Raw genomic sequence first — 22,259 nt, 5'->3', positions numbered from 1 at the left:
ATCTCTATGAAAACAACTCTCTTAAAGATTTCTTTCAGAATAATAATTATCGCCAGACTCATCAGGCTTGCCTGAAATGAATAGATCGCAATTGCAAACATTTCTATGTATCCTTCAGACACCCTGCCACATGTAAAGAAACCCATAACTGTTGCTAAGAGAAAATAAAACAGCACATTCAGCACATCATGTTTATACCCCGTTCTTTTGATTTGCATACCAGTTTTTTAATATCCGCCTACCCTTTTTGTCGCCCACCAACAGCAAAAATACCAAGTAAACTGCTTTGCATGCAATAATTTTTAAACAAAATTCTATTGCTCAAATTTCAGCACCTTACCATCTACCGTACAGGCCCATCCATGATTAGCATCAGTAAAATGAACCTCTATAATTTGACTCTGTACCAATCCAACCACCTTCACCCATGTTGCTCCCCCATCAGTTGTTTTATAAATACGGCTTTGATAACAGGCATACCCCGTATTACTGTCAACAAAATGAATATCCAAATACTTATCTGTTGCACTGTAGTATAAACTTGCAATCTTTGAAAAATTACGTCCTCCATCGGTTGATTTAAAAACAGCCCCATCTCCGCCACCTGCATAAACAATATCTTTTGATACGGCAAAAATAGAAGCAAGAAAGCTGTTGCTCATTCCGCTCACATTGCTCTCAGCCCAATTCTGAAGATCAGCATTTGATCTGAATATTTTTTGTCCGCTGATCACCCATCCGGTATTTGTATCTGTAAAATAACAGGTAGCATACGAATCAGAAAAAGTAAGACCATTTACTCCGGTTAATAAAGCCCAGCTGTTTCCCGCATCAGTTGTTTTATTGATTCCCGTCTTTGATACAATAAACCCATTATTTGAATCGGTAAAAAAAAGATCCCCGCTGTAAACTGTAAATATATTTACGATGGATCCGGTAATTGTTGTACCCCAATTCGACAGCCTGAAACATTTGCTTTTGTGATTAACAATCGTAAACAAGGTTCCGTCATTCGTTACAAACATATTGTCTGCACTTACAGAATCGGGCAATGGCGCCCATGTTTTACCTGCATCATTGGTTTTGTAGCAACGTTCACCGCCAATATAACCAACCGTTGAATTTTGAAAAAAGATATCAATCAGCCGGCTGCTGGTAACGCTTGTAATACTCCACCCTGTTGTTAAGGTATCTTTTTGGTTTTGACTGGTATCTGGATTGCCGCTTGGCGAGCATGAAATTCCTGCGCAAAACAAAAAGCAAGCTGAAATAATTGTAGCGACTTTCATGATTTAAAAATTCAAATTTACTGAAAAATAAACAGGCATACCTTAAAGCAGTGCCCTCACAATCATTTCCCATTCCTCCTGTAAAGAAACAGAAGGTCTTGTTTTCCCTGCCCTGCTGTACCAGTAATCAGCATTACCAAGATCACCTTCTTTGCGGTGTAAATAAGCATGCACCCAGCAGGCAGTTGCATCTTGTAAGCTGTCAACCAATGCATGTGCTTTCCCCCATTCATTTTTTGCATCATGCCACATAGCACGGAGATATACACTGCTGTTTGCAGGTGCTGTTGCTGAAGAAATACTTTGCAGAAATGTTTCGAATTGCATGGATGCTTTTTTCAAAGCTAAGAAATTGTTTACCCACCCGCCAAAGTGGGGCAGGTATCATTTATAGGATTTATAGGCTGAAGCAGATTGAATACAACTGCTGAGGACCTTTCTCAGCAACTGTCTCTTTAGCGTTGGCTTGTGAGGAGCAAAGGACGTTGCGTTGATGAAAGTTGACTTAAAATAAGGAAAGTGCAAAAAAACAACTGAATTAATTGTTACTCTTTAATTAATAAATTATTTTGTGAAACCCAAAAACACTAATCTATGGCACTACAAAAAATTAAACGAACCATCCATTTTTATGACTTACTTGTTAAGTTCAACCCTGATTTCACACTTGATAAGAAGAAATATTTGACAAATTTCCAAGCCTTACTAAGTCAAATTAAAAGAATAGTTGCAGATAAAGATCCAAGAAGATATCAACAAGTCGGAGAGAAAATCTTATTTATAAATGACTTAACTATTACTCCACAACCAAATAAAATGGTTATCCAAGGGAAGTTGTTAAGTGTTAGAAAAGATTTTTCCCCAGAGCTTTTAAACACAGAAACTGATCTGACAAGAGATATTAATGCCAAAGACGAAGAGGGTATTGTCGAAACGACACACTTTGTAATACAACAAAAGAATGAAAGCACTAGCAACAAACTTAAGTTGGCCTTGGAATTTAATCAATTCGGTGCTAAAATATCAGAATTAGAATATTATTTGGCAATACTTGGCGGGAATTTTGGAATAACAACCGAAATTAAACATGCAGCTATTGTTAGAGATTCATTAAAAAAGACAAAACAAAGAATAGGTGAAGTTTCCAAAATAACTATCAAACTTCATAAAGACAATTTAAGAGTGCTTCAAGATGTTGACGCAGGAATTTTTCAGCATTTGAAGCTGCTCAACAAGCATTTACAGATGACTACATTACAATGGACATTAAATACAACATTGACAACGCAAGATTTAGACCAACATCGAACTCTGCTGTTAAATCTAAGAACATCGTTTCGAAATTTATTGCAAGTCTTCAAAAGAACAAACAAATTATTGAGGGCTATGAAAAACTTGAAGTTCTGGCAGAAGATTCAGATTACAATGACAGACTTAATGCATTTGACCTCCTAATTGATAAAGCAAAAGATGAAGTTAATGTAGAAAGGAGAGAAAAATCTAGAACAATTGTATCTGTAGATATGTTCGCAAAAATGAACGACTCCTGGAGTCGAAATAGAATATTATGAAAAAGATAAAGATTAAACTATTAGATTTTTATTTCAATCACCCTTTTATTGTGGATACATTACTCATATCAGGTATGATTTTAATGTTATTTAAGTTTAGACTTGAAATTCCAGCACTTGAAGACAAAACAAAAATCGACAGTTTTATTTCAAATATTACTTCATCAATTGTTGCATTAGCTGGATTCATCCTTGCGTCACTAACTATTATTGTAACTGTCAAATCAAATATTAAAATAAGAAACCTTGAGGATGCTCAAAACAGCACAGAATTACTTTTAACAAGTGCTAATTACAAAAATATAGTTACTGTTTTTAGAGACGCAATCATTGAGTTAGTCTTTGGACTTATTGCAATTTACATTTTATGGATGCCAATATTCCAACATACTGACTTCTTTTATATTCTTTTAATTGTATTCGGGGTTGCAATAATTTTATTAACACTTATTAGATCGTTATTGGTTTTGTTTAAAATAATATTCATGGAATTTCAATAACTATAAAAGTTATTTTTTGACAGTAAATAATCTGCAGATGAAAATTACTTTATAGCTATAATAAATTTCTAATTAAATAGAAATAAAAACAGAATGTTAAACCCTTTACCCATATCTGCAAAGCTTTTTTACCCACAAGAATATTGTTTGCTCAAAAACAAATTACTTGAACTCATCTCAACACCTTCCATTTCTGACAAAAATGACCTATTGAAAAACATTTTGATTTCAGGTGAAGATCATAGATTCCGCTATCACATGGGATTTGATATTATTGCTATTATTAGAGCTATAAAAAACAGGCTACTTTATAAAAAAAAAGAAGGAGCGAGCACAATTGAGCAACAATTAGTAAGAGTATTAACAAACAATTTTGAAAGAACTTTTAAAAGGAAAATTAAAGAAATCTTATTAGCAACTACATTGAGATATATTATTCCTAGAAAATCAATTCCTTCAGCATATCTACAGATCGCTTATTATGGCACAAATATGATTGGATTAAAAGCTGCATTAAAGAAGCTTAAAATACCTGCTTCCGAAGATTTGTCCGTAGAAAATGCTGCTGAAATTGTTGCAAGAATAAAGTACCCTGAACCAAGAATTATTTCGCCAAAGAGAACAGAACAAATTCTTGTTCGTAAGAACCATTTATTAACACTTTACAAAAACATCGAACCAGAAAAATACTAAAAATATATGGCGAATATTAGAGATTATATAATGTTGTCAGATACAGCTTTCAACTTGAAGGATATTTTTTCTACCCCACAAGATTTTTTAAACAACTATAATAGCATTTATGACAATGAACGAGATTCATTTTTACGCCATTCGTTAATTAATAATGTTCCTTTTGCCTTTAAGCTAAAACCATTGTTGTTTGAACAAATAGCTCAATATTTAGCTGACAGTTTAAGTATAAACCCAACAGATATTAAACTTATTGGAAGTGGTAAAACTGGGTTTTCTATAAGCCCTCCCCCCAATTATGGCAACCCATTTACTCCTAAAAGCGATTTAGATTTTTCAATAATTAATGAACAATTATTTCTTGATCTACAAAAAGAGTTTTATTCTTGGGCAGAACAGTATAATAATAAGACATTACTTCCTCAGAATAAAAACCAAGAGATTTTTTGGCCACAAAATTTAGAAAATTGTTCTACCACTTTAAATAGAGGTTTTATTGATACATACAAAATTCCGTCTCATAGTCAGTTTGTTATAACACAAAAAATAAATCAAAGTTTATACTTAATTCAGGAAAAGCTAGGGAAAATTCATAACATAAATATTAGCAAGGCATCAACAAGAGTTTATAAAAATTGGAGGTCATTTGGCTATCAGCTTAAACTTAACACAGAAAGAGTTTTAACTAAAGTTTCAAATGTTTAAACCCCAACTGGAGCAGGTCTCCCGACCTGATTCCAATGCGTTACTTGATTAAATGTTTGAGCAACTTTTATAATTACAAAACAGATCCCTGTACAACACGCATACTACCGCAGCCCGATAAACGTTTTAATGTCCATGAACCGAACAGTACGTAAAACAGCTGCTTACTTATTACTCATTGTGTCCGTCATCTTCCTGTTGTTTGTATTTCTTCCACGAACATATGATACACCTAAACTGCAGGCAAGAGCAGGTACAGCGTTCTGGAATTTGTCAACAGGTTCACGAATTGGTTATACATACTTCAAAGGCAAAGGCGAACGGAAACCCTATCCGCTTATTTTTTTAAATGGTGGCCCCGGTGGTGCTGTTACAGATGATGCTATTCAGTTACGATCAAAACTTTCTGATGATGGTTATGATGTGTACCTGTACGACCAGGTGGGAAGCGGTCAGTCGGCAAGACTGAAAAATATTGCTGAGTACACACCTGACAGGCATCGAAAAGATCTGGAAGAGATCATCCATAAAATTGGCGCAGAGAAAGTGATTTTAGTTGGTCATTCGTGGGGTGCAATTTTAGCGGTATTGTTTGCTGCAGAAAATCAATGCATGATCGACAGAATCATTTTCACCTGCCCCGGCCCCATCTATCCTTTTCATAAAGAAGTACTGTCAGTAAAAGCGCCCGACAGTCTGCATTTACAGGCACCTGTTTTTACCAATGCACAGGGAAATAAAAAAGCAAATAATATCCGCACAAAAGCAATGGCTTATTTCGCAACTCATTTTGGATGGAAGATTGCAGGCGATGTGGAAGCAGATGAATTTGAAACCCTGCTGGAATATGAACTGAATAAATCAACAGTTCGTGATACGTCTAAGATTGCACCGCCTTCACCAGGAGGTGGTTTTTATGCGGCCATCATGACCTTTAAAAATTTACTCACTGTAAATGATCCAAGACCCAAACTGCAGCATTCAGCTATTCCTGTTTTAGTGATGAAAGCGCAGTATGATAACCAGCAATGGGGATTTACCAATGAATACCTGGAGCTTTTCTCCAATCATAAACTGGCTGTTATTCCAAATGCAGGACATGCAATATCTGTTGAACAGCCGGAACTGTACTTGAAAACAATCAGGGAATTTCTTGCACAGTAAAAACTCAGCTGCATAAAACTCTGCTCATGTTGGCGTATTCTAAGATATTACCAAATAATATTATGCAGCTAATTTTACTTCATACACTTTTTGTTTTTTAATAACAGCGTAGACTCTTTCAATCAGTTTGGCCCTGATGATATTGAGTACACTCATTTTAGGCTTTCCCTCTTTGACCTTTTGGTCATACTTTGCTTTTAGTTCCGGGTCGTGCTGTATAGCACTTAGCGCAGCCATGGTTAATAATGATTTTAATTTTTTATTTGCCAGGTGACTAACTCTTGTTTTACCTCTGATACTTATTCCTGAACTATGTTCAAAAGGTGCAACACCACAATAGCAAATGAGTTTCCTTACATCACTGAACCGTGTAAAATTTTCTGTTGCTATCAGCAGGTGAACTGCTGTAGCAAAACCAATACCTGTTACGCTGCTGGCTAACTCATAGTTGGTTTGTAATGATTGATCCAAACACATCGCCTCTTTAATAGCAGTTTCTGCTTCTTTAACCTCTTGTGTCAAAACTTCTATTACATACTTCATAGAGGCAACCATTTTTTCATTTACTTTTTCCCCCATTTGTGACACAAGCTCATGTAGCTTACATTGATACGATGCCTTGTCTGTTACGAGTTTGTCACGGTGATTCATGATCTGCTGTAACTCAAGCTGAGCATCACTTAATGGAGTCATTGGTTGCAATTCTTCTCTCCTCATCCAGCCATACTTACTGATAAATCGGGCATCAACTTTATCACTTTTGCCCCTCACCATTCCTAAAGAACGTTTTATATCCAATGCAGGTCGTTTTACAAACTTTATCTGCTGCTGTTCTAAATAGCGTTCAATACCATAGGTGTAAATACCTGTGTATTCCATTACTACCAGTAAGCCTTCCGTATTCTTCAGTTCTTTGTGCAGCCATCGGCTAATTGACTTAAACCCTTTACTGTCATTACTTACAGATGACAGGCTCTGTTGCTGAACAAACAGGTGACAATCCAAGGTATGCTTGGATACATCTACACCCATGATGTTTGTAATTTTCATAACTTTAATTTTAGAAAAATAAAAAGTGTTACCCTTGTACTAAGACCTTTAATAGTCCTTCATGACTAAAATTCTAATTGGTACAGGTAACAGAAAAGAAGGGAGGTCTATTACGCCAAATGGAACGTGACTTCCAGTCCCCGCTCTTAGTGCACCTCTCTTCTTCTCAAATTTATTTGTATTTTTCTTCTCTTTTATTTCAAAGAAGCAAATCTAAAGGTCCCCGCCAACATGCAGGAAAGAAAATAGTTAGTTGGCAGAGACGCCAACAACAGCATCAGAACCTACAAAAATCACCCTTTGATGATTGCTTTTAAAAACTGCTGCACTGCTTCTGATTTTCCCAACGGTTCCAATAAAAGATGAACAGGTTTACAGCAACTGCCAGGTAAGTGGCGGGATGTTTCAGTTTACCATATTTCCATGCAGCAATAACAAGCATACCAATAATAAGTGCCTGTGTAGGGTAAATAGGAATCATAATATCAATATTGGGCCACTGTTTTATATTCATACCAACATAGACATTTTGTATTCCCCTGCCAAGAGCCGGCATCATGATCAGAAATACCGTGGTGATGAGCCACCATGCATGCTGTTCTAAATTTTTCCTGTGAATAATACTTTTAATAACCGCATACCCAAAGGCTGTCATCATGACTATTTCTACAGCCGCTACACCAAAAAAGAACCAGGGTTGAAATGGACCAAACTGTTGGGGGTTTGCTATTGCTTTCTCTGTTGTTGCGATATCCCTGTGCAGCATACTAAATGCAGTTAAACAAACTGCCCCTGCAATGAACATTCCAATAATACCATTGGTACGATGCTGGGGTAGTTTGCCATGTGTAGCCAGATAAGGTTGCAGAATAAGATAGATGTACCAGATCGTACCCGTCCAGTAATGAATATGAACCGCCCATGCGTTCTCAGAAAAATCGCCCCAGTAATCTTTGAAAATACCCAGCTGCATAAATAACATTGGCACCAACATCCATTTGTATAAACTCCTGTAGCGTTGCATTCGTAAAACGATTTATAATTTTGCTGTTAATGTTTTTCCTGCTGATAATGTTTCTTCAGTACATCTTCACCAAACTCATTTCCTTTTTCACGCCAGATGGTATGAATATGATTCGCTTTTCCCCGTGGACCTCCGGCATTATCAAATTCAATTAAAAATGTTGGACCGTTCAGCACAAAATAATGGGCTTTGTATTCATCATAAGGCCCGATCCATCAAAATAAATATTGTCGATTCCTGCTTTTATAATTTTTGCATATTCCTCACTGGCTTTTTCATATTCCATATTGAATACATATTCACGGATAATGTATTGCAGCACGGCTTTCTGCTCTTTCGTTAGTTCTGATCCTTTAATACCCCAGTAATCAATTAAGCGTTTACCTGTTTCAGCACCGGTAATAATATCGCCCGGCACTTCCTTGTTCATGGTTGCTTTTTTCTGCTGCACAGGCGTAAGCATGAATCAGTTGAAGACCCAAATCTTCTTCCTGTCCCAACACACGCCATCCTGCATATTGTGTAATGGACATTTCTGCAGGATCAGTACCAATAAACCAGGGAGTTACTGAAAGCTTGTTATCAGTGAATGTGTAATTCACTGAAAGATGATGACCTTCTACTTTATATCCCCAGTTTTTATCGGCAGGTGTACCAAAAAAAGCAAGATAATAATTGCGGTGTGTCCATTTCAAATCAGTTAAAAACTGGCGCAGTGTATCATTAATATCTTTCCGGTAATAAGCTGTATCAACAAACACGTTGAGCAGGTTATCGAGATGCATAATACCGGTTGCTTTCAGGTATCCCTGTGAGCTTAATGAAACAGAAAGAATGCGGTGCAGTAATTTACGTTGAGGCTCTGTCATATCACCAATGCTGATCCCTGCTCTTGCCCTTAACCCAACAGGCAGATTGTTCCAGTGTACTCTTGCTGTATCATCAAAAGAAAGTAAGGCCGACCTTTTCTGTAATGGATTGAGTGATTGAATAAATGCGGAGGATGCTTTCCTGATTTCATCATTGTAAGTTGACTGACCCGTAACATTTAGTTGACAGATTACACAGAAAAACAGCAACACAACTGTTGTGAATTTTGGCATGGTTGGTTATTTATGTGAAGATGAACAGATATCTTTTGTATGGTGCGTTTCAAACGGAAAAAAGATTTTCTAATATACAACCAAAGAAAATGGTTTGCAATACTGATTTTCCCAGCGTCCCTTCCGGAAGAGATTACTGAGAAGAAGTTTACATTTTTTCAAATACCCTCCACAGGGTATAGTGCAGGAAATTAATTAGGGAGATATTTATTCCATAAAATAATAAATATGGTAAGCAGTACAAGCATTGAAATAACACCAACAGCAACACAAAAGAAGCACCCGCAGATTACTCAGCATTACTGCTTTTACCAATAGCCGCAATAGCGGTTCATCAGTACAGCAAAAAGCAAATGCGTGGACTTGAACGAAAAATGCGGTGGCAATTTTTTAAAACGGAATTAAAATCTATGCTTCGCTTTAAGAAAAGTTCAGGAAAAGGATTGGGCTTAAAGTTGCTGCTGGTTTTATTGGGATTAGGGTTTGTTATTGCAATTGGTGTTTTTCTCAGCTGGAGCATTGCGCTGATATTTCTGGTAGTTTTTGGACTTATTGCACTGATATATTCTGCTAAGGATTAATAAGCGGCATTTTTCTCAGGCGGGTCTCCTCTAAGGGACTCGCCGTATAATCAGGAGACTACTCCTTTACGCAACCCTTCCAGGAGGCGTTTGTTGAGAAGAAAAAGGAAGCTCTTACAGAGCTGTATTCCCTTTATTATACTCCTATAAACAGATTGCTCCTCCGGAGCTTTCAATCTCTGCCATTATTGATTGCTTACAAAAGGCAAAATCATTTTCAATTTCATGTCTCCTGCCCCATCGGGGCATCCTCTTTATAGAAAAAATAGTACAAATGCCTGCTGACTCCGTCAGGAGTCTCCTGTTTATCAGGAAGCTATTGCAAAGCTGTGTTTTTTCACATGCGGGACTCCTGCAAGGGACCTCGCCGTATAACTAAAAGGGATTCTCAATTTCTGAGAATCCCTTTTTGAATGAATGATTACCGGTAAGCTCCTGTATTACTTTTTTAAATTCAGCGGCTTCGCTTTCTTCTGTGCTATTAATGCTAACTCAGTAGCGAGGAAACAATGCTTTTGCGACATGGCAGTTTCAGTTCTGTTCAGCACATCGTCAACGAATAAAGGACCAAAAGGCAATGTTTCATTATTACAATCGATATGAATCATCTCTTTTTTATTGGCCATATACAAATGATTTCCGCCCTTCACTCCTGAAGCAATATTTGTATTTTTCCGTACTTCAATAAAACCATCGGTACCTAAAATGGTTAACCGTCCATCACCCCATGTATCTAAACCATCTGGGGTAAACCAGTCAACTCGTATATAACCTGTGCCCCCATTTCCGGTTAACATTACATCTCCAAAATCTTCAAATAAAGGTGCCTCTGGATGATGAATATTCCCTGTTTGTGAAACCAATACTTTGGCTTCGGTGGTACTGGTGAAATGGAGATACTGATCAAATTGATGCGATCCAATATCGGTTAGAATTCCGCCGTATCTTTTTTTATCCCAGAACCAATCGGGCCTTACAGCCAAACCGGTTTTACCAATACTGTTATTAATTCTGTGTGGTGCTAAATTAACGGTTTGTATTACCTGGCCTATTGCTCCGGCTTTCACTAACTGGCTTGCTTTTTCTGGCCTTGTTTTCTAAACGCTCACTGTACATGATGGAATAAATCCGTTTTGTTTCCTGCTGCACTTTTTTAACTGCAGCTAACTGCTGTAAAGTAATGATGCCGGGTTTATCAACTAAATAATCTTTGCCATGCTGCATAACACGGATACCTAAAGGTGCCCGTTCATCGGGTATGCCTGAACTTAATATCAATTGAACAGCAGGATCTTCTAAAATTTCAGTTTCGCTTTTTGCCAGTTTCGCTTCGGGATAAGATTTTGCATAGGCAGCAGCAAGATCAGGCTCCTTGGCATAGAAAGCAACCAGCTCTCCACCGCCACGCTTAATGGCATCCGTCATTCCATAACTATGCGGATGATTAATACTAATCACCGCAAACTTTATTCTGTTTGCACCAACAGGTTTTGTTTTGGGTTGAATGATGGTTTCTGACCTGACTGTATCTGGAACTCCTGACAATAAATAGATACCTGATAAAAGAGATGCATTCTTTAAAAACTTACGGCGGTTTGAATTGGATGGACTCATGATGGCAATTTTATTATTGAGTATTTATTTGAATTGTATAAGTTATCATTTTAAAACGAAAACCGAACTATTCTAATCCTCTTTTTCCGGGCGAGTTGGTATTTGCAAATAAATAGCCATGAGGATCAACAACAACAATAGCTTTCGCAATGAATTTTAATTTAATCAATCCTGCCCCATCGTGACATCCTTCATTTATAATCAACCGCCGACAGGGTTAACAACCTCTGTCGGGGTTTCATTACTATCAACTAACTACTCAACACTACCGGCTATTTCCACACCGGCCCCACACCAGCTTCCATCAATAATTTATTCAAGGAAGTAAGTTTTGTTTCCAGTTCATTGGCCCTTTGCTTTAAGGTTGTCCATTCTGCATCGAGTTGCTTTTTCAAATCAAGATTCGGTTGATTCACTCTTGGAATATCACTCTCTGTCTGATTTACCAGGAACATATAATTAGCAGTAAACTTATTCGGGAAATTCTCTACATCATCATAAGCTTTTGATTTACGCTGAATCATATCTCCATCCCATGTTTTCATTTGCTGCAGCAATGCATTGCCTTCCTTGCGGATAGCATCATACTTTGTACCGGCAGGTAATGATTTCAGCAGGTCTGCCAGCTGCAGCTGTTTTGCATAGAAACTGTTTACCAGTTCATGCATCACCGTTACTTCTTTTTCCATGGCAGTCATTAACTGATCATATTCTGCATAAGTGGCGGCAGTTGTTTGATACAATGGGTTCGGCACAATCACTGCTTTGGTTGTTTGCTGCTGCTCTCCCAGTTTGATTGTTACTGTATACGTTCCGTGTGGTACTTTATGACCGGAATAACTGCTTTCAATATAAGCATTCGGAACACCGGGCATGGTTGCAGTACGCATATCCCATACAAACCGGTTCAATCCTTTTTGTTTACCCAATACGGGTTCAGGACCGGGGCCGCCGTCATAACCAATATAAGTACTGTCGGCTTTTGAACTGATGATACGTACAAGTTTTCCTGCCGCATCTTTTATTTCCAATTGAAGTTGATCACCTGCTTTTGTTTGAGGAAGATTGTAATAGATCACTACTCCCGATGATGGATTCACTCCACGAAAGCGATTTGTACCTCCGGGGTTTGGTTGATTCATTTCACTGTATCCATTCACTATGTATGCATTTTCGGGTTGGTACAAAACAAAATCAGCCTGTTCTTTTTTATACTGACGCAGTAAACCAAGATCATCCAGTATCCAGAAACTGCGACCCGATGTAGCTGCAATTAAATCACCTTTATGAATCCGTAAATCGGTGATAGGTGTAATGGGCAGGTTTAATTGAAACGGGCTCCATTGCTTTCCTCCATCCCATGAAATAAATAAGCCAAGTTCTGTACCTGCAAACAATAAATCTTTCCGTACATCATCTTCACGTACAACTCTTGTAAATGCATTGCTGGGAATTCCATTATTGATCTTCGTCCATGTTTTACCGTAATCGGTTGTTTTTGTACAAACCGGGAGTATGATCATTAAACTTGTAACGTGTAGTGGCAATATAAGCGGTTGCTTTATCATGCGGCGATACTTCAATGGCATTGATTAAACATTCCTGTAAACCGGCAGGTGTTACATTTTTCCAGCTTGCACCATTATCCTGTGTAATGTAAACAAACCCATCATCGCTGCCTGTCCAGATAACGCCTTTCTCCAATGGAGATTCCATTACATAAGCGAGGGTACCATAATTTTCTGCACCTACAGCTTCATTGGTATAAGGAACGCCTGGCCTTCCCTGTTTATCTTTTTCATTACGGGTAAGATCAGGCGAAACCTCTTTCCATGTTTTACCCATATCAGTTGTCTTCAGCAAATATTGTGAGCCGTGATAAAATACATTCGGTTCATGTTTGCTGTAAATGATAGGCGCATTCCAGTTGTAACGGTATTTCATATCCTTTGCATCACGACCGAGATATTGAATGGGTGCAGGCATAACATTAGTGGCAGCACTTGATTTTGTATCGAGCAGTTCAATAGTGCCCTGGTAACTTCCACCCATTACATAACGGGGATCGTCAGGGTTAAACGCTAAGAAAGCACTTTCACCTCCTGCAGAATAGGTCCAGCTGGCGGGACTAATACCGCCACCACCTAATTCTCTGTGTGCAATGGAAACTGAAGTATTATCCTGCTGTCCTGCATAAATTCTGTAAGGAAACTGGTTATCTACATTGATACGATAGAATTGTGCAGTAGGCATATTACTTTGTGTACTCCACGTTGCACCTGAATTAACAGAGACAGCAGCACCGCCATCATTGGCAATAATCATATTCTTTGAGTTGCGTGGATTGATCCATAGATCATGATAGTCGCCATGTGTACCACTTAAATTCTCCCATGTTTTACCGCCATCTTTTGAACGCAGTGCCGGTGCACTCAATACATAAATGGTTTGATCGTTGAGCGGATCAATAAACAATTCAATATAATACCATGCACGCTGTATAAGACGGTGATCATTGGTAACCAGCGACCAGCTCTTGCCTGCATTATTGCTTACAAACAAACCTCCGGTTTCCTTTTCACTGTCGCTTTCAATGAGTGCATATACTTTTTCTGAGTTGGAGCGGCAAACAGCAATGGACATCTTGCCCATTTCTGCTGGCAGTCCTGCAGTCATTTTATCCCAGGTATCTCCACCATCAGTTGATTTATATAAACCGCTGCCGGGGCCACCACTGATCACCTGCCAGGGTTTGCGTCCATGCTCCCACATAGCAGTATACAGAATGCGTGGATTGTTCATGTCCATACTTAACTCCACACAACCTGTTTGCTCATTTACATACAGCACATTTTTCCATGTTACACCAGCATCAGTTGATTTATAAATTCCACGTTCTTTTGATTTGCTGTACAATGCTCCCTGTGCAGCTACCAAAACTGTATTGGCATCTTTTGGATGAATGACTATTCTTGAAATATGCTGTGTTGCATCCAGTCCCATTTTCTTAAAACTCTTTCCTGCATCAGTTGATTTATACACACCATCACCATGATGCGTCATTACACCACGTACTGCATGCTCACCCATACCAACATAAACCACATTCACATCATTTTCTGCAACTGCTACTGCACCTACTGATCCTGTTTTAAAATAACCATCTGAAATATTATTCCAGCTGAGACCCATATCATCTGTTTTCCACAGACCGCCACCTGTTGTACCCATATAGTAGGTTGTGATATCACCCACCACACCTGTTGCTGTAACGGAACGTCCACCACGGAAAGGTCCGATGGAGCGCCATTTCAGTGGTTTGAAAGCAGAGTTATTATCCGTTTTTACTGTATCTGTTTTTACCTGGGCGAATGCTGTGAACTGAACAGAGAACAAGATTGCAAAGAAAAAATACCTGTGCATGGAGTTGGTTTTAGAATCGTAATATAAACCATATTTGGTAAGCAGAAAAAAGCTACGCTTCTTCTATACTCTTTGATTGTTGAGGTTTCTGAAAAACAATCCTTCCCTGAATTTCTTTCCTGTTCCTTTTTTTCTATCTTGACAGAAAGTAAATGCATATGACCAATTCAGTTAACACTGTTCGTTTATATCCAAAAGCCTGGCTATGGATGACACTTGCGGCAGCTGTAATCTTTGCAGGCTTCTTTCAATCATTCTTCAGTAAACTTCAGCAAACAGACCTGTCGCACCACCTGCATGGTATCAGTGCCACTCTCTGGCTGCTGTTGCTGATTGTGCAACCCTTTCTGTACAGCCGCAGTAATATAAGTCTGCACAGGAAGCTGGGAAAAATGTCATTTGTTCTTGTACCACTGCTGCTCATTGGCGGATTAAGAATGGTTTATATCATGCTCAACAGCCAGGACAACTATCCTCCGCTTGTTACCTACAAACTTTCCTTTCTTGATTTCTTTTACATGATCCAGTTCACCATCTTCTATATACTGGCCATTGTTCACCGGAAAAATATTCAGCTGCATCCCCGTTATATGGCAGCTACTGTACTGGTGCTTATACCTCCGGGATTGGCAAGATTACTCGGTTTGTTTCCTGTGTTTACAAGTTTTGATGCGGTACTCAACACATCCTATTATATACTGGAATTTGTCATCATCCTTTTACTGATCGATGATTACCGCCGTGGGAAAATACAAATACCTTATGCTGTTGCATTTGTTTGTGCTTTGCTGCAAAACCTGTTGCTCAACTACATTCATTTGTGGGAGCCATGGCGAAAACTGATGGATAAGTTTGCTGCGCTTTAATTAATCCCTGCTGATCTTCGAAAGCTTGCATAAAATAATTACCATTGCAGTATTATGCAGCAGCAGAGCATTTTATTAACCACCCTCAACGCCAAGTACATTCACATGAACCTGGCTATACGGCTGCTGTACGAACTCAACAAAACCGATGACCGTTTATCCTGGAAAGAATTTGCCATTAAAGAAGATAAACTCATCATCGCCAGTTACTGCAGCCAGTTTGAAGTGGTTTGCTTCAGCTGTTATATCTGGAATATTACCCAAACCCTGGAAGTTGCCAGACTGATTAAAGAAATCAATCCTGATACAAAGATTTTGCTGGGCGGACCGGAAGTTACCTACGACTGGCAGGATGTTATTCAGTTGCCCAACATCGATTTTATTATTACCGGTGAAGGCGAAATACCTTTTGCCAAATTTCTGCAGCAGTATCCGCAGGTAAACAATATTGCCAATATTGCTTCCAAAGTAAATGGAGAATTAATATATCACAGCAATGCCATCAATTTCGATTTAGAATTATACGCTGGTACCAATCCTTACCAGAATGACGATGTAACTACTTTACGCAACCGTGTATTGTATATTGAAACATCAAGAGGCTGCCCTTACAAGTGTGAATTTTGTTTAGCCAGTTTAGATAACCGGGTTCGTTATCTTCCCATGGAACATATCAAAAGCAATTTGCTGTTTTTAATGACACATGGAAGGGTGATAAAATTCCTTGACCGAACTTTTAATGTAAAGAAGGATTTTACACTGGAAATTTTTCAGTTCATACTAGATCATGCTCAGCCTGAAAATGTATTTCAGTTTGAAATAACAGCCGATATACTTCATCCGGCTATTATCCAGTTCATCAAGGACAAAGTGCCTAAAGGATTGTTTCGTTTTGAAATCGGGATTCAAACAGTAAACCAGAAAGCTAATTTAGAAGTAAGCCGCAAACAGAGTTTTGAAAAAACAAAAGAGGTCATCCTTCAACTGAAAGATTATGTGGAAATGCATTTGGATTTAATTGTTGGTCTACCGCTTGATTACTGGGACGATAATAAACACAGCTTTGAAGAAGTGTTTAAACTCTTTGCACCTGAACTGCAGCTGGGTTTTTTAAAGTTTCTAAAAGGTACTCCTGTAAGAGATAAATACTTAAACTACGGTTATGTGTTTGATGAACTGGCACCTTACCAGATCATTAAAAGCAATTATTTATCTGAACAGGAACTGGCAGATATTGTAAAGCTGGAGCATGCATTGGAAATTTACTGGAACAAAAAAAGACTGGTACAAACACTAATGTATGTTACAGCTCAGCACAGTGTATTTGATTTTTTACTGGAGCTGGGTAAATATTTTGAACAGCGAAGCAGTTTCTACTCCTATTCTTCCATGGATATTTATACCATTGTCCACGGCTTTATACAGGAACAGTACAGCAATGATCCCGTTGTGCTTCAACTGATGGCCATTGATTATTATCTGCAGCATAAAATAAAACCCGCCGTTCTTTTTGTACAGGAGCTGGAGAAAAAAGAGAAGTTTGCTTTACTTGAAAAGCTGAATCTTTCGCATCATAAATTCAGGTATACCGTGATCCCTATCAATTTTGATTATGCAGTATTTGAAAAGGAAAACAGAATTGTGAATGAACGGCAGGTGCTGATAATCGAGTACACGGGTACAAGTAAGCCAAGAGTGGTTTATTCTGCCCGGCAAATCCTTCTACAGGGAATAGAATAAATTTCATAGAACAAGATTCTTCACTTCTTGCCGCAACCTCTTCTTACCTTTGCGATTCCCGATCATGCAACATGAAGTACTTTCTATTATCAGTTTTGCTTTTTTTTATCTCTCCGCTATTTTCGCAAAAGAACAGCAGAATAATCAATGGAACTGTTGTTGATAAGATTTCTCAGCAACCGATTCAATTTGTTTCGGTGGCACTCCTTAACGTAAAGACAGCTCTTCTGTGAAAGGAACCATCACAGATAAAAAGGAAAATTCACACTGACAGATATTTTACCCGGTACTTATATCATCAAATACAGTTATATAGGATATGCTGTTCCGGAAACAAAGCGTATAACCATTACCGGTGAACAAACAGATATTCAATTAGGGATCATCGAACTCAGCAGCCGTGCAACAGAATTAAATGAAGTGGTTGTTTCCGGCAAAAAACAAATGATCAATACTTCCATCGACAGGAAAGTATACCAGGTTAGCCAGGATTTAATGAGTAAATCAGGTTCGGCCAGTGATATACTGAAAAATGTTCCTTCGGTTGAAAGTGGATATTGAAGGAAATGTAAGCCTCCGTGGCTCGGGTGAAGTAATGATTCTGATCAATGGAAGGCCATCACCACTCATGGGGAAAAACAGGGCCGAAATATTACAGCAGATCCCTGCCAGTTCAATTGAACGTATTGAAGTGATCACAAATCCTTCTGCAAGATTCAGACCCGATGGCACATCAGGCATCATTAACATTGTATTGAAAAAAAATACAACATCAGGTATTACCGGAACCATTGTTGGAAATATCGGCAACCGTGAACGCAGTAACGGAAGTGTGAACCTGAATTACAAAAAAGCTAAACTGAATTCGTTTATCAATTATAATATCCGGCAGGATGAACGGAACCGTTACAGTGAACTCAACCGCACCTATTATGATTCAACCGGTAAGGTTTCGGGTTATTACACTGAAAGGGGTAAATTAAAAGCAAGACCACTGTCACATTTTCTGAGAGGTGGTTTAGATTATACGATTGATGCAAAAAACAGCATCGGTGTTTCTGCAAGTTATGTTCCATCCAGTTTAACCAGGAACGATTTGGTTCAGCGATTCTATTATGATACTAACAAACAACTGACCAGTCAGTTTAACCGCACAAGACATGCACCTGCAACTGAATATGAGAATGATGCAACAGTTTACTGGCAACATAATTTCAAACAGGAAGATCATGAGTTAAGAGTAGAGGCCACAGCTTCCTCACAGGCAGAAGATGAAAAAAATTATTACAACAATATTTACAACTTCCCTCCCCAAAGATCGCTGCCCGATAATAACTGGGTAAACCAGGTAGAAAATAATCAACAGGTAACAGTTGACTATGTAAATCCCCTGACAGAAAAAAGCAAACTGGAAGCAGGTTATGCCGGTTCGCTTATTCAGCAGGATATTGATTTTTATGTAGAAGATTATGATACAGTGCTGAATAAATTTATTCCCAATGTGCTCAGGAGTAACCGTTTCTTATATAATGAATCAGTACATGCCTTTTACAGCACTTATCAGCGTACATACAACGCCTTCAGTTTTTCAGTTGGTCTTCGTGCAGAAACGGCAAAAACAAAAGTGAATCTAAGAACCAAAGATTCTGTCATCAACAATCATTACTTTCAACTATATCCTACCCTTCACCTTGCTTATGCACTTACAAAAGGTGAGCTGCAATTAAATTACAGCCGCAGAGTAAACCGCCCCGATGGAGACGATATGAATCCTTTTCCGGAATACATTGATCCGTTGAATTTAAGGGCCGGTAACCCTAAACTATTGCCGGAGTATATTCATTCTGTTGAAATGGGTTATCAGCTGCAGGGAAAAAATTTCAGTTTTGTACCAAGTCTTTACTACCGTTACAAATACAATGGTTTTACAACTGTCACAAAACAGGTTAATGATTCGGTGTTACTTACTACCCGTGAAAATTTATCGAATGATCAATCGGCCGGACTGGAATTGATTGCATCAGCCAATACAGCTAAATTCTTTTCAGCCAATCTCAGTGCCAATATTTTTTATAATACCATCAACACGGCCAATCTGGGTATTCCTCAAAAGAAATCAATCTTTACATTCAGCACGAATTTTATTTCAACGTTTACTTTCACACCCAACACTCAGTTACAACTGAGTTGTAACTACCGTTCAGCGAGGCAAACAGCGCAGGGACAAGTTTACCCGAGTTTTGTTATGAATATGGGAGCAAGACAGGATCTGTTCAAAAAGAAACTGACTGTTACTTTAACCCTGTCGGATGTATTAAAAACACTCCGGCAAAAAGTTACATTAAATACAGCCTACCTCCAGCAAACCGTTATTAACAGCAGGGATGCAAGGGTTTTCTATATCGGCATCAGTTACAGGTTTGGCAACAGCAGTACAAAAAAACCAGCTGAGAAAATGCAGTTTGATGATAACTTATAATGCATTTCATAAAGAATCATTTCCTTCTGTCTTTTTCTTGCCGTACACAAAGTAAAACTGCCGTTACCAAGAAAGCAGTTCACATTTCGTATCATATCAGTATTTTAGTTCTTACGAAAGCCGCAGGGCGGTATCATTCACAGCATAAACAATAACAACATGAGAAAACTGCTTCTATTTATGATGGTCGTATTGACCATTACTGCATCAGCCCAGGAAGAAAAAGTAGACCTGGCAATCATCAACAAAATCATACAGGAAGGAACCAATAATTCCAAGGTAATGGATATTGCGTTTCACTTTACTGATATGTGTGGTCCACGTTTAACTAATTCACCGGGCTATTTCAAGGCAGCAGATTATGCGATTGATCAATTAAAAAAATGGGGGATTGATAAAGCAGGCCTTGAACCATGGGGCGATTTTGGCAGGGGCTGGCAGCTGAAGAAAAGTTATATCGCTATGACGGCTCCTTACTACAAACCAATCATTGCTTATCCAAAAACATGGACCAGCAGCACAAAGGGTTTACAGAAAGCAGAAGTAATTGTGATCAATGTAAAAGATTCAACAGAACTGGATCAGTACAAAGGAAAACTCGCAGGTAAGATTGTAATCATTAACCGCACTGATTCTTATACCAGAAGTTTTAAACCCGATGCTTCAAGACATACAGAAGAAGAACTGAATAAAATGGCAGAGTTTAAACCACAGCCTCCGGGTGCAGCAGGCGGTCGTGGAAACAATGCAAACTTTGGACGCTTTGCAGGAATGCAGCGTTTGAATACACTCATTAAACAACTCATTACTGATGAAGGTGCAGCTGCTTTTTTAACAACAAGTCCGCTTGCACATGATGGTACTGTGTTTGTACAGGGCCCCGCAGGATCAAGAGTTGATTTTACCAATGGCAAACCTTCCATGCTTGAAATTTCTGTTGCCTATGAAGATATACAAACGATTTCCCGTTTAGTAAACCAGGGCATTCCTGTTACAATGGAGCTGGATGTTCAATCAGAATTTACTGGTACTGATGTAAAAGGTTATAATGTAATTGGAGAAATAAAAGGAACTGATCCAAAACTGAAAGATGAAATTGTAATGATTGGTGCACATTTAGACAGCTGGCAGGGTGCAACCGGTGCTACTGATAATGCAGCGGGCAGTGCCGTGATGATGGAAGTAATGCGGATTTTCAAAGCATTGAATCTTCAGCCAAAACGTACCATCCGTATTGCATTATGGAGTGGCGAAGAACAGGGCCTGCTCGGTTCAAGAGGATGGATCAAAAACAATGTGGGAGACCGAACAACAAAATCAGTATTACCGCAGCAATCGAAAATATCTGCCTATTACAATATTGATAATGGTACCGGAAAAATAAGAGGTGTTTATTTAGAAGGCAACACAGCTGTTCAAACCATTTTTGGAAAATGGCTGGAGCCATTCAGCAGTATGGGAGCCACTACAACTACATTACAGAATACCGGGGGTACAGATCATATTTCTTTTAATGAATTGGGAATTCCGGGTTTTCAGTTTATACAGGATGATATTGATTACAATACACGTACACATCATACAACCATGGATAATTATGATCATCTTATTGCAGATGATCTGAAACAAATGGCCATCATCGTTGCATCTTTTGTTTACAACACAGCACAGCGTGACGAAAAATTACCAAGAAAAGAAATGCCGAAGCCTGCAGGTAATTAAGAATAATATTTTGAAAGGGTTCCGGCATAGCCGAACCCTTTTTTATTTTATAAAACAAATAAAAAACTACTTTGCAATTCTTAAGAAATACCCATGACTAAAGATTATTTTGAAGACGAATTATTTGAAGGAAAGAATTATACAACTGAGCACTTTCTAAAAGCTGACTATGAAAACTGCAGGTTTACAAATTGTGTTTTCACTAAAACTGATTTAGCGAATATCGTTTTTGCCGATTGCATATTTGACCGTTGTGATTTGAGCATGGCTGAATTAAGAAACACCACCTTCAGGGATGTGCAGTTCAAACACTGTAAATTACTTGGTCTCCGCTTTGATGAATGCAACAGCTTTCTCCTCTCCTTTTCTTTTGAAGATTGTGTGCTGAATTTTTCTTCGTTCTATAAACAAAAACTGAAGACCACGAATTTCATAAACTGCAAGCTGGCAGAAACTGAATTTGCAGAAGCTGATTTAACCAATGCAGTCTTCAGCAATTGCGACCTGCAGAAAGCAGTGTTTAACAGAACCATCCTGGAGAATGCAGACTTCCGTACTTCGGTTAATTTCTCCATCCACCCTGAAACAAACAAAATCAGTAAAGCAAAATTTTCACTGCACAATGTAACCGGTCTGCTGGATCAATACAATATCTCCATCGAATAAGAAAACCTGTTCCACTCATCATTTTATTTACCGGTGGCCGCTGTCAGTATCGGTTAATCAATATATTTA

At 38.4% G+C, this 22,259-nt stretch carries 18 protein-coding genes and 3 pseudogenes; 12 read left to right on the top strand and 9 right to left on the bottom strand.

Annotated features, from left to right (window positions below):
* Positions 1-314: 314 nt before the first annotated feature.
* Together IPK31_15095 and IPK31_15090 are read right to left on the bottom strand one after the other, a co-directional pair.
* Complete coding sequence (locus tag IPK31_15095; protein MBK8089152.1) at positions 315-1,289, bottom strand: hypothetical protein; 975 nt, start codon at positions 1,287-1,289, stop codon at positions 315-317.
* A 42-nt stretch (positions 1,290-1,331) separates the two neighbouring features.
* Positions 1,332-1,616, bottom strand: coding sequence for a hypothetical protein (locus tag IPK31_15090; GenBank protein MBK8089151.1), 285 nt, complete (start codon positions 1,614-1,616; stop codon positions 1,332-1,334).
* 267 nt (positions 1,617-1,883) lie between these two features.
* Between IPK31_15090 and IPK31_15085 the strand changes: the two genes are divergently transcribed.
* The 5 genes from IPK31_15085 to IPK31_15065 all read left to right on the top strand — a co-directional run bounded on the left by IPK31_15085 (position 1,884) and on the right by IPK31_15065 (position 5,922).
* Complete coding sequence (locus IPK31_15085) at positions 1,884-2,744, top strand: hypothetical protein (GenBank protein ID MBK8089150.1); 861 nt, start codon at positions 1,884-1,886, stop codon at positions 2,742-2,744.
* A gap of 112 nt (positions 2,745-2,856) precedes the next feature.
* Entirely contained in the window at positions 2,857-3,360 is a 504-nt protein-coding gene (locus tag IPK31_15080; protein ID MBK8089149.1) for a hypothetical protein, read from the top strand.
* 93 nt (positions 3,361-3,453) lie between these two features.
* Positions 3,454-4,053, top strand: coding sequence for a transglycosylase domain-containing protein (locus IPK31_15075; GenBank protein ID MBK8089148.1), 600 nt, complete (start codon positions 3,454-3,456; stop codon positions 4,051-4,053).
* A gap of 54 nt (positions 4,054-4,107) precedes the next feature.
* A complete protein-coding gene (locus IPK31_15070) occupies positions 4,108-4,758 on the top strand; it encodes a hypothetical protein (protein ID MBK8089147.1) in 651 nt (216 codons plus the stop codon).
* A 135-nt stretch (positions 4,759-4,893) separates the two neighbouring features.
* A complete protein-coding gene (locus IPK31_15065) occupies positions 4,894-5,922 on the top strand; it encodes an alpha/beta hydrolase (protein ID MBK8089146.1) in 1,029 nt (342 codons plus the stop codon).
* Positions 5,923-5,982: 60 nt separating this feature from the next.
* Here IPK31_15065 and IPK31_15060 read toward each other — a convergent pair whose 3' ends face one another.
* The 5 genes and pseudogenes from IPK31_15060 to IPK31_15040 all read right to left on the bottom strand — a co-directional run bounded on the left by IPK31_15060 (position 5,983) and on the right by IPK31_15040 (position 9,099).
* The gene (locus tag IPK31_15060; protein MBK8089145.1) at positions 5,983-6,972 is read right to left on the bottom strand and encodes an IS110 family transposase; all 990 of its coding nucleotides are present in this window, start codon (positions 6,970-6,972) and stop codon (positions 5,983-5,985) included.
* Between the two features lie 293 nt (positions 6,973-7,265).
* Positions 7,266-7,996 (bottom strand): annotated as a pseudogene (locus IPK31_15055) (hypothetical protein).
* Between the two features lie 26 nt (positions 7,997-8,022).
* Positions 8,023-8,172: a DUF3500 domain-containing protein gene (locus tag IPK31_15050; protein ID MBK8089144.1), complete on the bottom strand. Its 150-nt coding sequence runs from the start codon at positions 8,170-8,172 to the stop codon at positions 8,023-8,025.
* Entirely contained in the window at positions 8,166-8,426 is a 261-nt protein-coding gene (locus IPK31_15045; GenBank protein ID MBK8089143.1) for a DUF3500 domain-containing protein, read from the bottom strand. Before IPK31_15045 ends, IPK31_15050 begins: the two co-directional genes overlap by 7 nt.
* Complete coding sequence (locus IPK31_15040; protein ID MBK8089142.1) at positions 8,386-9,099, bottom strand: DUF3500 domain-containing protein; 714 nt, start codon at positions 9,097-9,099, stop codon at positions 8,386-8,388. The genes IPK31_15045 and IPK31_15040 overlap by 41 nt, the downstream gene beginning before the upstream one ends.
* A 410-nt stretch (positions 9,100-9,509) precedes the next feature.
* Here IPK31_15040 and IPK31_15035 point away from each other — a divergent pair, with 410 nt between their 5' ends.
* Complete coding sequence (locus tag IPK31_15035; protein MBK8089141.1) at positions 9,510-9,680, top strand: hypothetical protein; 171 nt, start codon at positions 9,510-9,512, stop codon at positions 9,678-9,680.
* A 440-nt stretch (positions 9,681-10,120) separates the two neighbouring features.
* Here IPK31_15035 and IPK31_15030 read toward each other — a convergent pair.
* Positions 10,121-11,294: pseudogene (locus IPK31_15030) on the bottom strand (Gfo/Idh/MocA family oxidoreductase).
* Positions 11,295-11,566: 272 nt separating this feature from the next.
* Positions 11,567-14,717, bottom strand: a pseudogene (locus tag IPK31_15025) (glycosyl hydrolase).
* A 158-nt stretch (positions 14,718-14,875) separates the two neighbouring features.
* Here IPK31_15025 and IPK31_15020 point away from each other — a divergent pair.
* The 6 genes from IPK31_15020 to IPK31_14995 all read left to right on the top strand — a co-directional run bounded on the left by IPK31_15020 (position 14,876) and on the right by IPK31_14995 (position 22,190).
* A complete protein-coding gene (locus IPK31_15020; GenBank protein MBK8089140.1) occupies positions 14,876-15,583 on the top strand; it encodes a hypothetical protein in 708 nt (235 codons plus the stop codon).
* A gap of 54 nt (positions 15,584-15,637) precedes the next feature.
* The gene (locus tag IPK31_15015; protein ID MBK8089139.1) at positions 15,638-17,323 is read left to right on the top strand and encodes a B12-binding domain-containing radical SAM protein; all 1,686 of its coding nucleotides are present in this window, start codon (positions 15,638-15,640) and stop codon (positions 17,321-17,323) included.
* A gap of 267 nt (positions 17,324-17,590) precedes the next feature.
* Positions 17,591-17,884, top strand: coding sequence for a hypothetical protein (locus IPK31_15010; GenBank protein ID MBK8089138.1), 294 nt, complete (start codon positions 17,591-17,593; stop codon positions 17,882-17,884).
* A complete protein-coding gene (locus IPK31_15005; GenBank protein MBK8089137.1) occupies positions 17,856-19,802 on the top strand; it encodes a TonB-dependent receptor in 1,947 nt (648 codons plus the stop codon). Before IPK31_15010 ends, IPK31_15005 begins: the two co-directional genes overlap by 29 nt.
* Before the next feature lie 159 nt (positions 19,803-19,961).
* Entirely contained in the window at positions 19,962-21,524 is a 1,563-nt protein-coding gene (locus IPK31_15000) for a M20/M25/M40 family metallo-hydrolase (protein MBK8089136.1), read from the top strand.
* 93 nt (positions 21,525-21,617) lie between these two features.
* The gene (locus IPK31_14995) at positions 21,618-22,190 is read left to right on the top strand and encodes a pentapeptide repeat-containing protein (GenBank protein MBK8089135.1); all 573 of its coding nucleotides are present in this window, start codon (positions 21,618-21,620) and stop codon (positions 22,188-22,190) included.
* Positions 22,191-22,259: the final 69 nt, after the last annotated feature.

The sequence above is a fragment of the Chitinophagaceae bacterium genome (assembly GCA_016713085.1).
Lineage (GTDB): Bacteria > Bacteroidota > Bacteroidia > Chitinophagales > Chitinophagaceae > Lacibacter.
The sequence above is the reverse complement of the archived record's forward strand: the minus strand, read 5'-3'. Positions and strand labels throughout refer to the sequence as shown.